General features: G+C 69.7%; 12 protein-coding genes. All 12 read left to right on the forward strand.

What is annotated here, in order from left to right:
* Positions 1-349 precede the first annotated feature (349 nt).
* The 12 genes from BW41_RS04120 (at position 350) to BW41_RS04175 (ending at position 15,229) form a co-directional block, all read left to right on the forward strand.
* Complete coding sequence (locus BW41_RS04120) at positions 350-1,339, forward strand: sterol desaturase family protein (RefSeq protein ID WP_037531738.1); 990 nt, start codon at positions 350-352, stop codon at positions 1,337-1,339.
* Between the two features lie 11 nt (positions 1,340-1,350).
* Positions 1,351-2,010 (forward strand): hypothetical protein, encoded by a 660-nt coding sequence (locus BW41_RS04125; protein ID WP_327195560.1) that lies wholly within the window; start codon positions 1,351-1,353, stop codon positions 2,008-2,010.
* A gap of 116 nt (positions 2,011-2,126) precedes the next feature.
* Positions 2,127-3,050 (forward strand): LysR family transcriptional regulator, encoded by a 924-nt coding sequence (locus BW41_RS04130; RefSeq protein WP_037531860.1) that lies wholly within the window; start codon positions 2,127-2,129, stop codon positions 3,048-3,050.
* A gap of 162 nt (positions 3,051-3,212) precedes the next feature.
* A complete protein-coding gene (locus tag BW41_RS04135) occupies positions 3,213-4,307 on the forward strand; it encodes a putative urea ABC transporter substrate-binding protein (RefSeq protein ID WP_443027635.1) in 1,095 nt (364 codons plus the stop codon).
* 141 nt (positions 4,308-4,448) lie between these two features.
* Positions 4,449-5,267 (forward strand): ABC transporter permease, encoded by an 819-nt coding sequence (locus BW41_RS04140; RefSeq protein ID WP_037531742.1) that lies wholly within the window; start codon positions 4,449-4,451, stop codon positions 5,265-5,267.
* Positions 5,264-6,052: an ATP-binding cassette domain-containing protein gene (locus BW41_RS04145; RefSeq protein ID WP_037531744.1), complete on the forward strand. Its 789-nt coding sequence runs from the start codon at positions 5,264-5,266 to the stop codon at positions 6,050-6,052. The genes BW41_RS04140 and BW41_RS04145 overlap by 4 nt, the downstream gene beginning before the upstream one ends.
* On the forward strand, positions 6,049-6,858 hold the full coding sequence (locus BW41_RS04150; RefSeq protein WP_037531746.1) for an urea amidolyase associated protein UAAP1: 810 nt from the start codon (positions 6,049-6,051) through the stop codon (positions 6,856-6,858). The genes BW41_RS04145 and BW41_RS04150 overlap by 4 nt, the downstream gene beginning before the upstream one ends.
* Positions 6,859-6,867: 9 nt before the next feature.
* Entirely contained in the window at positions 6,868-7,491 is a 624-nt protein-coding gene (locus BW41_RS04155) for an urea amidolyase associated protein UAAP2 (RefSeq protein WP_037531861.1), read from the forward strand.
* Positions 7,491-11,108, forward strand: coding sequence for an urea carboxylase (gene uca, locus BW41_RS04160; RefSeq protein WP_037531748.1), 3,618 nt, complete (start codon positions 7,491-7,493; stop codon positions 11,106-11,108). The genes BW41_RS04155 and uca overlap by 1 nt, the downstream gene beginning before the upstream one ends.
* Positions 11,105-12,889 carry an allophanate hydrolase gene (atzF, locus tag BW41_RS04165; protein WP_037531750.1) on the forward strand — a complete coding sequence of 595 codons (1,785 nt, stop codon included), beginning with the start codon at positions 11,105-11,107 and terminating at the stop codon, positions 12,887-12,889. The genes uca and atzF overlap by 4 nt, the downstream gene beginning before the upstream one ends.
* Positions 12,886-14,310, forward strand: coding sequence for a hybrid sensor histidine kinase/response regulator (locus BW41_RS04170; protein WP_051583240.1), 1,425 nt, complete (start codon positions 12,886-12,888; stop codon positions 14,308-14,310). The genes atzF and BW41_RS04170 overlap by 4 nt, the downstream gene beginning before the upstream one ends.
* Positions 14,300-15,229 (forward strand): response regulator transcription factor, encoded by a 930-nt coding sequence (locus tag BW41_RS04175; RefSeq protein ID WP_037531751.1) that lies wholly within the window; start codon positions 14,300-14,302, stop codon positions 15,227-15,229. Before BW41_RS04170 ends, BW41_RS04175 begins: the two co-directional genes overlap by 11 nt.
* Positions 15,230-15,233 lie beyond the last annotated feature (4 nt).

The raw sequence follows: 15,233 nt of genomic DNA on the forward strand, positions 1-15,233 counted from the left end.
GAGCGCGGACAGCGTCAGGGTGGCGAGCAGCAGACGGCGGTGCATGGGCAGGACCTTCAACGGCGGGGGACGGGGGGGGGGGCGCCGGGGCCGGGCCGCCCCGCCGGACCCGCCGCATCCGGTGAGCAGGCCCAGCCCCGTGGCGGCGATCAAGGTGGTGCGCAACATGGACGATCCTTAGGCGAGTGGGCGAGCTGCCCGGTTATCATCATCTTTCCGATACTTAGCCTCTCTCGGCAACCCGCATCGCACCCGGCGCCCACGCCGCCGCTTATACGTCTGATGACGTATCACGCCGCCGCGCACTTACCGACATAAGGCTGTCGGATCGTAGCGATGCGAGGTGCAGATGGACGGTGTTCGGGTAGGCAAGCGGGTGATCGGCGCGCAGGCGCCCGTCACCGTCGGATGGGAGAATATCCCGAAGGTCGAGGGCGGTCCCGCGAAGCGGCTGTTCTTCACCTGGTTCCAGCCGGTGATGCTGTTCGCGCTGCTCGCCTTCTGGTTCTACGCGCCCAACAGCATCGCCAAGGCGTCCACCGCCGTCGCGATCGGCGTCGGCTTCAAGGTGCTGCTGCTCGGGCTCGAATGGCTCGCGCCCCGTCACGACAGCTGGCGGCTGACCTGGAAGGAGCTGACCAGCGACCTGTTCTACGTCGGTCTCGGCTACACGTTGCTGCGCGTCGTCGACAGTTACATCGGCGATGGTGCGATCATCAAGGCGGTGCAGCATTCGTTCGACTGGGACAAACTGTCCTGGTTTACCAGCCTGCCGTTGCTGTTGCAGGCCTTCCTGATCTCGTTCGTCTTCGACTTCGGCCAATATTGGATGCATCGCGGCATGCACAATTGGCATCCGCTGTGGATCGCGCACGCGCCGCACCATTACATCACCCAGCTCAACATCAACAAGGGCGCGGTCGGCAATCCGGTCGAGCTGTTCCTGATCGGCCTCGGCGTCGGCGGCTTCTTCGACTTCGTGCCGCGCGCCGTGCTGCTTGCCGGCGCGTTCGGCCTCGCGGTCGGCACCTACCAGCATATCAACGTCCGCTTCAATTCGCCGCGCTGGTGGCGCTTCCTGTTCAACACCACCGAGCATCACAGCGTCCACCATTCGCAGGACTTCGAGGCGAGCCGCAGCAATTACACCAACACCTGGGTGATCATCGACCGGATGTTCGGCACCTGCGTCGACGGCGAGGCGGAACTGCTCGGCATGGAAGGCGGCCGGCCGATGTCGATCGGCGAGACGATGAGCTTCACCTTCGTGGAAGCCTGGAAGAGCATCAAGGCGCGGTTCTCGCCCAATGGCTATCCGCACGCGGTGCCGGCCGAATGACGACCGCCGCGATGATGACCGCCGACACCCTGCCGACCGGCGCAGCGCAGCCGGATGCGTCCGGAGCGCCGACGCTGCGTAAGCGGCTGACCGACTGGATCTGGCATATCCATGGCAGCGTGCCGCTCGACCCCGGTCAATCGCCGGACGAGGCGTTCGACCGGCTCGATCCGCTGTTCCGCACCACCGGCACCGCGCGCGAGCGGAACGGCGACACGCTGACCTTCAGCAAGCGCGACGCGGCGGCGCAGGACCGGATGGCGGTGTTCAGCGGCGGCATGCTGTGGATCGAGGCGCAGGCGGAGGGGCTGGTCCTGCGCTATCGGCTGCTGAGCAAGGCGTTGCTCTATTGCTTCCTCGCGCCTTTGCTGTTCCTCGCCTTCGCGCAGGCGACCGTCGCGCTCGGCAAGCTCGAATCCCCCAAGATCGAGGCCAAGAAGCCGAAGGCGAAGAAGACGCCGGCGCCGCTCAATCCGATCGACAAGGCGCTCGGCGCGCCGGCACCCGAGCAACCCAAGAAGAAGGGCGGCGATGACGACAAGGACAAGAAGCCGTCGCCGACCGCCGGCTATGTCTTCGCCGGGATCTTCGCCACGCTCTATGCGATCGGGCGGGTGTTCGAGGCGCGGCGGGTCGGGGCGCTGTTCCGGCGCAGCCTGCGCCAAGGCTGAGCAGCCGGACGGCGCGGCCCCGGTCGCGCGGATGGCAAGGGCGTTGCACGGGCAGGGCGCCCGGCTAAAGGTGTGCCGCACGGGATTGCGGAGCTGGCCATGTGATCGACGACGTGATGCTGCCTGACAAGACGTTTGCCAGCCGCGTCGACTGGAACCTGCTGCGCACCTTCGTCGAGATCGTCCGCGCGGGCGGCATCGGCGCGGCGGCGCGCAAGCTCAACAGGCAGCAGCCGAGCATCAGCGCCGCGCTCAAGCGGCTCGAGGAACAGGTCGGCGTGCAGTTGCTCAACCGCTCGGCGGGGGGCGTCGAGATGACCGCCGCGGGAAGCGCGCTGCTCGCCTTGTGCGAGGAGATGCTCGAGGCCGCGCGGATGGTGCCGCACCAGGTCGCGCAGGCAACCAAGCGGATCGAGGGCGTCGTCCGCATCCAGCTGATCTCCGCGGTGTCGTCGCTCGAATTCGACGAGGCGATCGCCAGCTTCCATCGTCGCAACCCGAACATCCATATCGAGATCCGCGTCTCGCCGTGGCGCGCGGTGCTCGACGCGCTCGAACATGGCGAAGCGGAGATCGGCGTCGGCTATGACAGCAACGTGCGCGGCGGGCTGATCTACGAACCTTTACTGGTCGAACGTCAGCAACTCTATTGCGCGCGCAGCCATCCGCTGTTCGGGCACCGCGTCGAGCGGCTCGGCGAGCTCAAGGACGAAGGCTTCGTCCTGACCGGCGAGGACGAGCTGGAGACGATCACCCGGCTGCGCCGGCGTTACCGGCTCGGCACCCGCGCCACTGGCCGGGCGGAGGATATCAACGAGGCGATCCGGCTGATCTCGCTCGGCGTCGGCATCGGCTTCCTGCCGGTGCTCGCCGCCGAAAGCGCGGTCGCCAGGGGGCGGCTTTGGCCGCTGCTCCATCCTGATGCGGAGCCGTCCTACGATATCTTCCTGCTCGCCCGCGCCGAACCCTCGCGCGACACCGCGACGCAGCTGTTCCTCGACGAGGTGATGCGCCGCAACCGAGCGCAGCGCAGGGCATAGACACGATCTATGTCTTCCATTGGAATTTTGCCCCTTCATCGATGATCCCTGGCGCGGCAACCTTGGCGACGAGGGTAAGGCGCTGATGCGCGCATGATTTCGCCGGCTTCTTCAATGGCTTGGCGAGGGCGGGGCGCATCGGCACGGCAAAGGGACCGCTGAATGGTAGATCGACCGTGGCTCGGCGGCATGGCAGCGATAGCGGCATTGATGGCGCTGGGCGGGTGCGGCAGCAAGCCGGCCGGTTCGGCGGCGGGCGCCGGCGCCGTCAAGAAGGACTTTGCGATCGGCTGGTCGATCTACACCGGCTGGATGCCCTGGCCCTATGCGCAGCAGGCCGGCATCGTGAAGAAATGGGCCGATAAATACGGCATCACCATCCGCATGGTGCAGGTCAACGACTATGTCGAATCGGTCAATCAATATGCCGCCGGCAAGCTCGACGGCGTCACCGCGACGACGATGGACGCGCTGACCATTCCCGCCGCGGGCGGCAAGGACACGACCGTCCTGCTGATCGGCGATTACTCGGACGGCAATGACGGCGTCGTGCTCAAGAACGGCCGGACGATGGCCGACATCAAGGGGCGCTCGGTCAAGCTGGTCGAACTGTCGGTCTCGCATTTCCTGCTCGCCCGCGGTCTCGAGCTCAACGGGATGAAGCTCGCCGACGTCAAGACGGTCAACACCGGCGACGCCGATATCGTCGGCGCCTTCGCCTCGCCCGGCGTCACCGCGGTCGCCACCTGGAACCCGCAGCTGGCGACGATCCGCGCGACGCCGGGCGCGGTCGAGGTGTTCGACAGTTCCAAGATCCCCAACGAGATCCTCGACACGCTCAACGTCAGCACCGAGACGCTCAAGGCCAATCCCAACCTCGGCAAGGCGCTCGCCGGCATCTGGTACGAGACGATGGCGCTGATGACCCGCACCGACGCGACCGGCAAGGCGGCGCGCGCCGCGATGGCGAAGGCCGCCGGCACCACCGAGGCCAGTTTCGACGATCAGCTCAAGACGACGCATCTCTACGCCAACGCGAAGGATGCCGCGGCCTATGCCGAGAATCCCGACCTCATCACCGTCACCGACCGGGTGCGTCAGTTCAGCTTCGCGCACGGTCTGTTCGGGCCGAGCGCCAGATCGGTCGACGCGATCGGGATCAGCTTCGCCGGCGGCAAGTCGCTCGGCGATCCCAAGAACGTCAAGCTGCGCTTCGATCCCACTTACATGAAGCTGGCGGCGAGCGGGACGCTGTAGCCGCACCCTGAGCGAGAGACGGAGGCCGCCGGGGTGCCGCCCCGGCGAACGGAGCGCCGTGCCGGTGGCATGGCCGAACAGAAGGACGGGAATGGCACCGCGTACGACCATCACGACCCGGCCCGCGGCCAAGCCCGCCGCATGAGGCGGCTGGTCGACATCCGGCCGCAGCGCGCATCGCGGCTGTTGCTCGGCGCGCTGCCGATCGTCGCGCTGCTGCTCGTCTATCTGCTCGCCTCGGAGGCGCGCCACGCCGCCAATCCGGCCGACAAGGTGCTGCCGACCTTTGCGGCGATGGCGCAGGCGGCGCACGACTTCACCACCCAGCGCGACCCCGCGACCGATCGCATCCTGCTCGTCGCCGATACGCTGGCGAGCCTGTACCGCCTCGGCATCGGCCTCGCCATCGCCACCGCGACCGCGCTGATCCTCGGCCTGCTGCTCGGCACCGTGCCGCTCGCCCGGGCGCTGCTCGGGCCGATGGTGGCGATCATCGCGGTCATTCCGCCGGTCGCGGTGCTGCCGATCCTGTTCATCGTGCTCGGGCTCGACGAGGCGTCGAAGATCGCGCTGATCGCGATCGGCATCGCGCCGTTCATGACGCGCGACCTGACCGGCTTCGTCACCGGGCTGCCCGCCGAGCAGTTCGCCAAGGCGCAGACGCTCGGCGCGAACAGCTGGCAGCTCGCGATCCGCGTCGCGCTGCCGCAGCTGATGCCGCGGCTGATCGAGGCGCTGCGGCTGTCGATGGGGCCGGCCTGGGTGTTCCTGATCGCCGCGGAGGCGGTCGCCTCCGACGTCGGGCTCGGCTATCGCATCTTCCTCGTCCGCCGCTATTTCGCGATGGACATCATCCTGCCCTATGTCGCCTGGATCTCGCTGCTCGCGATCCTCGCCGATGCGCTGCTGATGGCGATCAGCCGCCGCGGCTTCCCCTGGGCGCACGGAGCAGGCCGATGACGCCGCTGCTCGAACTGCGCAACATCTGGGTCGAATATGGCGACAAGATCGTGCTCGAACGCGTCTCGCTCCAGCTCGACGCGGGCAGTTTCGTCGCGGTGGTCGGCCCGTCGGGGGCGGGCAAGAGCACCTTCCTGCGCCTCATCCTCGGGCAGGAGGCGCCGACGCGCGGGCAGGTGCTGCTCGACGGCCGGGCGATGCCGGCGGCCTGCGGTCCCGATCGCGGCGTCGTCTTCCAGCGTTATTCGGTCTTCCCGCACCTCACCGCGCTCGGCAACGTGCTGTTCGGGATCGAATGCGCCGGTGCGCCGCTGACCGCGCGGCTGTTCGGCGCACGGCGGCGGGCGGCGCGCGACCGCGCGGTCGAGATGCTCGCCGCGGTCGGGCTCGACCATAGTCTCGACGTCTATCCGGCGCAGATGTCGGGCGGGATGCAGCAGCGGCTGGCGATCGCGCAGGCGCTGGTCAAGCATCCGCGCATCCTGTTGCTCGACGAGCCGTTCGGCGCGCTCGATCCCGGCATTCGCCTCGACATGCATGCGCTCATCACCCGGCTGTGGCAGGATCACGGCCTGACCATCGTCATGGTGACGCACGACATCGGCGAGGCGTTCAAGCTCGGCACGCGCGTGCTCGCCTTCGACAAGCGGCGCCACGATCCGCACGCGCCGCACCGCTTCGGCGCGACCGTCACCTACGACCTGCCGCTCGATCGCAAGACACCGCCGCCGCCCGCGCTGATCGCGGCGCTCACCACGGACCCGTCCGGGAGACCCATTGCATGACGACGACCACCGCCGACCCCTCCGGCGCGCGCGATCATGCCCGCGCGATGGCGGGCACCCGGGTAAAGGCGATGCCGACATTGCCCGCCGCCGCCGCCGATGCGTCCGGAGACGTGATCTGGGAGGAGACGATCGCGCCGGGCGGCTATGCCGCACGGCGGATCGCGCGCGGCACCCGGCTGCGGCTGATCGACCTCGGCGGCGATGCCTGCGCGGCGATGCTGCTGTTCAACGCCGACATGCCGACCGAGCGGCTCAACGTCGCCGATACGGTCAAGGTGCAGTGGAACGGCTATCTCGGTGCCGGGCGGCTTTTGCTGTCGGACATGGGCCGGGTGATGATGTCGATCCTCGACGACGAAGCCGGTACGCACGACGCCTTCTGCGGCGCGTCCAATGCCGCGTCGAACGCGCGCCGCTATGGCGAGGGCAGCAATTACGGGCCGTATCCCAATGCCCGCGACCGGTTCATGCTCGCCGTCGCCAAGCACGGGCTTGGCCGCAGGGACGTCCACCCCTGCGTCACCTGGTTCAAGGGCGTGCGCATCGCCGATGATGGCGCCACCGAGCCGCAGATCGGGCCGTTCGCACCCGGCCGGACGCTGGTGCTGCGCGCCGAGATGGAGTTGATCGTCGCGCTCGCCAATTGCCCGCACGTGCTCGATCCGCGCAACGCCTATACCGTCACCCCGCTGCGCGCGACCGCGTGGCGCGGCGCGCCGGCGGCGACGGACGATCCGCTGCGCACCGCGACGCCGGAAGGCCTGCGCGCCTTCCTCAACACCGAAGACCTCTACGCGCGCTGAAGGATGACGATGACCCTTGCCCCTCTTCCCGGCGCCATCCGCCACGACGAGACCGTTCCGGCGCGGGCGCCTTGGATGCACCGCATCGCCGCCGGCGAGACGCTGCGCATCATCGACCTTGAAGGCAATCAGGCGGTCGATTTCCTGATGTACGCCGCCGCCGACGACGCCGAACGCTATAGCGCACAGGACACGATCGCGGCGCAGCGCAACCTGTTCCTGCGCACCGGCGCGGTGCTGCTGTCCAACGAGGGGCGGGCGATGATGACGATCGTCGCCAGCGACGTCGCCTATCACGATACGATCGGCGGCGCCTGTTCGTGCGAATCGAACACGTTGCGATACGGCCACCACACCAAGGCGCAGCATAGCTGCGTCGACAATTTCCTCGACGCCAACGTCCGCGCCGGCCGCGGCAAGCGCGACATGGTGTCGAACATCAACTTCTTCATGAACGTGCCGGTCGAGGCGGACGGAACGCTGGGGATCGTCGACGGCATTTCCGCGCCCGGCCTCACCGTCGATCTGCGCGCCGAGATGGATGTCATCGTCGTCGTCTCCAACTGTCCGCAGATCAACAATCCCTGCAACGGCTTCAACCCGACGCCGGTGCGCATGCAGGTGGCCGGCTGATGTTCGACAAGGTCCTGGTCGCCAACCGCGGCGCGATCGCCTGCCGCATCATCCGCACGCTCAGGACGATGGGGGTCGGCTCGGTCGCGGTGTTCAGCGACGCCGACGCCGGTTCGGCGCATGTCGCGCAGGCCGACGAGGCGGTCCGCATCGGCCCCGCGCCCGCCGCCGAAAGCTATCTCGACGTCGCCGCGATCCTCGCCGCGGCGGAGGCGACGGGCGCGCAGGCGATCCACCCCGGCTATGGCTTCCTGTCCGAGAATACCGCCTTCGCCGAGGCCTGCGCGGCACGCGGCATCGTCTTCATCGGCCCGACCCCCGACAATATCCGCGCCTTCGGGTTGAAGCACACCGCGCGCGCCCTCGCCGCCGCGCAGGGGGTGCCGCTCGCGCCGGGTACCGACCTGCTCCGCGACGCGGCGGCGGCGATCGCGGCGGCGGCGCGGATCGGCTATCCGGTGATCCTCAAGGCGACCGCCGGCGGCGGCGGCATCGGCATGAAGGTGTGCGCCGACGAGGCGGACATCCGCGACGGCTTCGCCACCGTCGCCCGGCTCGGCGCGGGCAATTTCGGCGACGGCGGCGTCTTCCTCGAACGCTATGTCGCGCGCGCGCGCCATATCGAGGTGCAGGTGTTCGGCGACGGCGCAGGCCATGTCGTCGCGCTCGGCGAACGCGACTGTTCGCTCCAGCGCCGCAACCAGAAGGTGGTCGAGGAAACGCCCGCGCCGCTGCTGCCCGAGGCGACGCGCCGCGCGCTGATCGACGCGGCGGTGCGGCTCACCGCCGCCGCCGACTATCGCTCGGCCGGCACGGTGGAGTTCCTCTACGACGCGGAGCGCGACGATTTCTTCTTCCTCGAGGTCAACACCCGGCTTCAGGTCGAACATGGCGTCACCGAGCAGGTGACGGGCGTCGATCTGGTCGAATGGATGGTGCGTGGGGCGGCGGGCGATACCGGCTTCCTCGACGGCTTCGTGCCCACGCCGCAGGGCGCCTCGATCCAGGTCCGCCTCTATGCCGAGGACCCGGCGCAGGACTATCGGCCGAGTTCGGGCCGGCTGGTCGGCGTCACCGTTCCGGAGGGGCCGCGCGTCGATCACTGGATCGCCGCCGGGACGGAGGTGTCCGCCTGGTACGATCCGATGCTCGCCAAGCTGATCGTCACCGCGCCGACCCGCGAGGCGGCGGTCGCCGCGATGCAGGAGGCGCTCGACCGGACGAGCATCGCCGGGATCGAGACCAACCTCGACTGGCTGCGCACCGTGGTGCGCTCCGACGTGTTCACCTCCGGCGCAGTATCGACGCGCGCGCTCGCCGACATCGCCTATACGCCGCGCACGATCCGCGTGCTGGCGGGCGGCGCCTCGACCACGGTGCAGGATCATCCGGGCCGGCTCCACCTGTGGCACGTCGGTGTGCCGCCCTCGGGGCCGATGGATTCGCTCGCCTTCCGCCTCGGCAACCGATTGATCGGCAATGACGAGGCGGCGGCGGGACTGGAGATCACCGCCGCGGGACCGACCCTGTTGTTCAACGCCGCGGCGCGCGTGTGCCTGACCGGCGCCGATTTTGGCGCGACGCTCGATGGCGTGCCGATCGGCTGCTACGCACCGGTCGACGTCGCCGCCGGGCAGACGCTCAGGATCGGCCGCGTCACCGGCGGCGGCATGCGCGGCTATATCGCGGTCGCCGGCGGGCTCGACGTGCCGCTGTTCCTCGGCAGCCGCAGTGCCTTCACGCTCGGCGAGTTCGGCGGTCATGCCGGGCGCGCGGTGATGACCGGCGACACGCTGCATCTCGCGCGCACCGATCCGCCCGCCGCCCCCGCGGCGGCGCTGGCCGCCGCAGACCGTCCGGCGATCACCCGCGACTGGACGCTGCACGTCCTCTACGGCCCGCACGGCGCGCCCGACTTCTTCACCGCCGACGATATCGCGATGCTGCGCGCCACCGCGTGGAAGGTGCATTACAATTCCAACCGCACTGGCGTCCGCCTGCTCGGCCCCAAGCCGCAATGGGCGCGGCAGGACGGCGGCGAGGCGGGGCTGCATCCGTCCAACATCCACGACAATGCCTATGCGATCGGCGCGGTCGATTTCACCGGCGACATGCCGATCATCCTCGGCCCCGACGGTCCGTCGCTCGGCGGCTTCGTCTGCCCGTTCGTCGTCGCGCAGGCCGATCTGTGGAAGGTCGGGCAGCTCGCACCGGGCGACAGCGTCCGCTTCGTGCCGATCGACACCGCCGCGGCGGTGGCGGCGGAGCAGGCGCAGGACCGGCTGGTCGCCACGCTGGCGGCGCCCCCGGCCGATCGCGCCGGCGCTCCCGGGGAGGAAACGCTCGGCTCGCCGATCCTGCACGCGATTCCGGCGCAGGGCGTCCGGCCGGCCGTGACCTATCGCCAGCAGGGCGATCGCAACCTGCTCGTCGAATATGGCCCGATCGTCCTCGACCTCGAACTGCGGCTGCGCGTTCACGCGCTGATGCTCGAGATCGAGGCGATGGCGCTGCCGGGGATGATCGACGTGACGCCCGGCATCCGCTCGCTCCAGCTCCATTATGACAGCCGCTTGCTGTCGCAGGCGGCGCTGCTCGCCGCGCTAGTCGCCGCCGAGGAGCGGCTTGGCGGGCTTGACGATTTCGAGATTCCGTCGCGCGTCGTCCATCTGCCGCTGTCGTGGCAGGACCCGGCGATCTATCAGACGATCGACAAATATATGGAATCGGTGCGCGACGATGCGCCCTGGTGCCCGGACAACATCGAATTCATCCGCCGCGTCAACGGGCTGGACAGCATTGACGAAGTCAAGCGGATCGTCTTCGATGCCGACTATCTCGTCATGGGGCTGGGCGACGTCTATCTCGGCGCGCCGGTCGCGACGCCGATCGACCCGCGCCACCGTCTGGTGACGACCAAATACAATCCGGCGCGCACCTGGACGCCGCCCAACGTCGTCGGCATCGGCGGCGCTTACATGTGCATCTACGGCATGGAGGGGCCGGGCGGCTATCAGCTGTTCGGCCGCACCATCCAGGTGTGGAACGCATGGCGGCAGACCGACGCCTTCCAGGACGGCAAGCCGTGGCTGCTGCGCTTCTTCGACCGCATCCGCTTCTTCCCGGTCAGCCATGACGAACTGACCGAATGGCGGCGCGACTTTCCGCTCGGCCGCCGCGCGATCCGGATCGAGGAGGAGGTGTTCCGCCTGTCCGACTATCGCGCCTTCCTCGCGGAGAATGACGCGTCGATCGCCGCCTTTCAGGCGCAGCGGCAGGCGGCGTTCGATGCGGAGCGCGCCGCCTGGGAGCGGAGCGGCGAGTTCGATCGCGTCGCCGCGCTGACCGAGGAAGCCGACGCCGGCGCCGCCACTGCCGAGATCGCGATCCCCGAAGGCTGCGAGCTGGTCGAGGCGCCGTTCGGCGGCAGCCTGTGGAAGCTGCTCGTCACCGACGGCGCCAGCGTCAGCGCCGGCGAGACGATCGCGGTGATCGAGGCGATGAAGATGGAATCGCCGGTGGTCAGCCCGGTCACCGGCATCGTCCGCGCGGTCTATGTGCAGGAGAAACAGTCGCTCGCTCCGGGCGGCGCGATGCTCGCAGTGGAGGTGGCATGAGCGACGGACGTATCCGGGCCGGCGCGATCGCCGCGGCGGTGACCGCGGGAGAAACCAATGCGGTCTCGGTCGCCCGCGACGCGCTGGCGCGGATCGAGGCCTATGCCGCGATCCAGCCCGCGGTGTGGATCACGCGACTGGCGGAGCAGGACGTGCTGGCGCGCGCCGCGGCGGTCGATGCGCGGATCGCCGCGGGCGAGACGCTGCCGCTCGCCGGCGTGCCCTTCGCGATCAAGGACAATATCGACCTTGCCGGCGTGCCGACCACCGCCGCCTGTCCCGACTTCGCCTATCGGCCGGCGGCATCGGCCGAGGTGGTGGCGCGGCTGATCGCGGCGGGGGCGGTGCCGGTCGGCAAGACCAACCTCGACCAGTTCGCCACCGGGCTCAACGGCACGCGCAGCCCTTATGGCGCGCCCGCCTGCGTGTTCAACCGCGCCTATGTCAGCGGCGGGTCGAGCTCGGGTTCGGCGGTCGCGGTCGCGGCGGGGCTGGTCGCCTTCGCGCTCGGCACCGACACCGCGGGCTCCGGGCGCGTGCCGGCGGCGTTCAACGGGTTGGTGGGCATGAAGCCGACCAAGGGGCGGTGGAGCACGACCGGGCTCGTGCCCGCCTGCCGCACGCTCGATTGCGTCACCGTCCTCACCCACGACATCGCCGATGCCCGCGCGGTCGATGCGGTGGTCGCCGGCTTCGATGCCGCCGATGCCTATTCCCGCCCGGTCGCGGATCGGCCGGTCGCCCTCCGCCGGATCGGCGTGCCGCGGCCCGACCAGCGCCTGTTCCTCGGCGATGCCGCGTCCGAACGCCTGTACGATCAGGCGCTGGCGACGCTCGCCGCGAGCGGCGCCGAGCTGGTCGAGATCGACATGGCGCCGCTGCGCGAGGCGGCGATGCTGCTCTACGGCGGGCCCTGGGTGGCGGAGCGCACCGCCGCCGCCCGGCCGCTGCTCGACGACCGGCCGGAGGCGATCGATCCGACCGTCCGCGCGATCCTGGAACACGGACGAACGGTCAGCGGTGTCGACGTGTTCGAGGGCCAGTATCGCCTCGCCGAACTCCAGCGCCACGCCGACGCGATGTGGCAGGACATCGACCTGCTCGCGCTGCCGACGACGCCGACCATCTACCGGATCGCCGAAATGCGCGCCGCGCCGATCGCGCTCAACAGCAACCTCGGCCTGTACACCAATTTCGTCAACCTGCTCGACATGGCGGCGCTCGCGCTGCCCGCCGGCTGGCGCGACAATCGCACCGGCTTCGGCATCACGCTGATCGCGGCCGCCTGGACCGACCGCGCGTTGCTCGACGCGGGGGACGCCTATCTCGCCGCCGCCGCGCCGCCACCGTCACCGCCCCTGACCACCGAGGACCCTATGGACATTGTAAAGCTCGCCGTCGTCGGCGCCCATCTCGACGGCATGCCGCTGCACTGGCAGCTGACCTCGCGCAATGCGCGCCTGGTGGCCGCGACCACCACCGCGCCGACCTATCGGCTCTACGCGATGGCGAACAGCACGCCGCCCAAGCCGGCGCTGGTCCATGCCGCCGACGGCGCGGCCATCGCGGTGGAGGTCTATGAACTCGACGTCGCCGCCTTCGGCAGCTTCGTCGTCGAGGTGCCGGCGCCGCTCGCGATCGGATCGGTGACGCTCGTCGACGGATCGACGGTCAAGGGCTTCGTCGCCGAGCCGCGCGCGATCGAGGGCGCCGAGGACATCACCGCGCTCGGCGGCTGGCGCGCCTATATCGATGGTCTCGCCCGTCCGGGGGGATCATGATCGAGCCCACCGCCAGCGATCCGGCGATCCGCGCCGAACTCGAACGCGCCAAGGCGGCGAACGAGGCGAAGACGCGCTATCTCGCCGCGGTCAGCCACGAGATCCGCTCGCCGCTCAACGTCATCTACGGCTATGCCCAGTTGCTCGAACGCGATCCCGGCATCTCGGGCGCGGAGGCGGGGACGATCATCCGCCGCTCGGCCGAGCATGTCACCAACCTCGTCGAAGGGCTGCTGGAGATCTCGCGGATCGAAAGCGGCGTGATGACGATCCGCGCCGAGCCGATCGACATCCGCGCGCTGCTCCAGCAGGTCGTCGCCATGTTCCGGATGCAGGCGGCGGCCAAGGGCCTCGCGCTGACGCTCGAGATCGACGCGCGGCTGCCCGATCGGGTCAAGGCGGACGACAAGCGGCTGCGCCAGATCCTCATCAACCTCGTCTCCAACGCGATCAAATATACCGATGCCGGCAGCGTCGCGGTGCACGTCGGCTATCGCAGCCAGGTGGCGGACATCACCGTCCGCGATACCGGCATCGGCATCGCCGCGGAGGATCTCGACCGGGTGTTCGCGCCGTTCGATCGCGGCAGCTCGAGCGAGGCGCAGCGTCAGCCGGGGATCGGCCTCGGCCTCGCCATCACCCGCGTGCTGGCGAGCGTGCTGGGCGGCGACATCGCCGTGACCAGCACGCCCGGCGCAGGCAGCGCCTTCCGCTTCCGGGTGATGCTGCCGGCGGTCGATCGCGCCGTGCGCGGCGCCAACCCGGGCGGGGCGATCACCGGCTATCATGGCGCGCGCCGCACGGTGCTGGCGATCGACGACGATCCGGCGCAGCGCGCGATCCTGCACTCGCTGCTCGTCCCGCTCGGTTTCCGGGTCGAGACCGCGGCGAACGGCCCCGACGGCCTCGCGCTCGCTGCACGGATCGCGCCCGACATCGTCCTGCTCGACATCCAGATGCCGGGGATGACCGGCTGGCAGGTCGCCTCTCGGCTCCGCGCCGATCATGGCGGCGCATTGCGCATCGTGCTGGTGTCGGCCGATGCCCATGATCTCGGCGCGCCGCGCGAGGGGCGCGACAGCCACGACGCCTTCATGACCAAGCCGGTCGAACTCGATGCCCTTGTCACGTTGATCGGCAGCCAGCTCGACCTGCGCTGGGAGCAAGCGGACACGCCGGCGCCGGCGCCGGCGTCCGCCGACGATGCGATGCCGCGCGACGCCCTGCCGCCCGAAGCCGGGGCGCTGCTCGAACAGGCGCGCGCGCAGGCCGGGATCGGTCATGTCCGCGGCGTCGAGCGGGCGCTCGACGCGCTCGCGACGTCGGTTCCGGAAGCGGCGGGGCTCGTCGCCGTCCTGCGCCGCCATTTGCACGCGCTCGACCTGCGGTCTCTGGTACAGACGATCGACGATGCCGCATAGCGACCCCGCCGATCCCGTCCGGCCGGTGATCCTGGTCGTCGACGACACGCCCGAGGCATTGCGCTTCCTCACCGCCACGCTGGAGCAAGCGGGGATGAGCGTGCTGATCGCGATCGACGGGCTCGCCGCGCTCGATTCGCTCAAGACGGTCGTCCCCGACCTCATCCTGATGGACGCGGTGATGCCGCGGCTCGACGGGTTCGAGACGACGCGCCGGATCAAGGACCAGCCCGGCCTGCGCCACCTGCCGATCATCTTCATGACCGGGCTGACCGAGACCGAACATGTCGTGCGCGGGCTCAGCGTCGGCGGCGTCGATTTCGTCAGCAAGCCGATCGTCGTGGACGAGCTGCTCGCGCGCATCCGCGTCCACCTCGCCACCGCGCGCGTCGCCCATGGCAGCCAGCTCGCGCTCGACACCAGCGGTCGCCCGGCGCTGGCGGTGGATCGCGCCGGCACGCCGCAATGGCTCACCCCGGCGGCGAGCCTGATGCTCGAACGGCTGTTTCCCGGCTGGTCGTCCGCCGCCGGCGGTCTGCCCGATCCCGTGCGCGCGGCGCTGCGCGACCTCCAGGCGGCACCGCCCGCACCCGGCGCACGGATCGCCGTCGCCGCGGGGGAGCGGACGCTCGAAGCCACGTTGCTGCGCTGCACCGCCGCCGGCCAATGGGTCTTCCGCCTCGCCGAGCGGCATGAGGGCGAGGAGCGCGCGATGCTCGCCGCGCAGCACGGCCTCACCGCGCGCGAGGCGGAGGTGCTGCTGTGGATCAGCCGCGGCAAGCAGAATCGCGAGATCAGCGACATCCTGCAGATCAGCCCGCGGACCGTGAACAAGCATCTCGAACAGATATTCGAGAAGATGGGGGTGGAGAATCGCGCGTCGGCGACGGCGATCGCGGTGACCACCCTGACCCGCTAGGAGG

Source organism: Sphingomonas sp. RIT328 (genome assembly GCF_000632225.1).
In the GTDB taxonomy this organism is placed as follows: domain Bacteria; phylum Pseudomonadota; class Alphaproteobacteria; order Sphingomonadales; family Sphingomonadaceae; genus Sphingomonas; species Sphingomonas kyungheensis.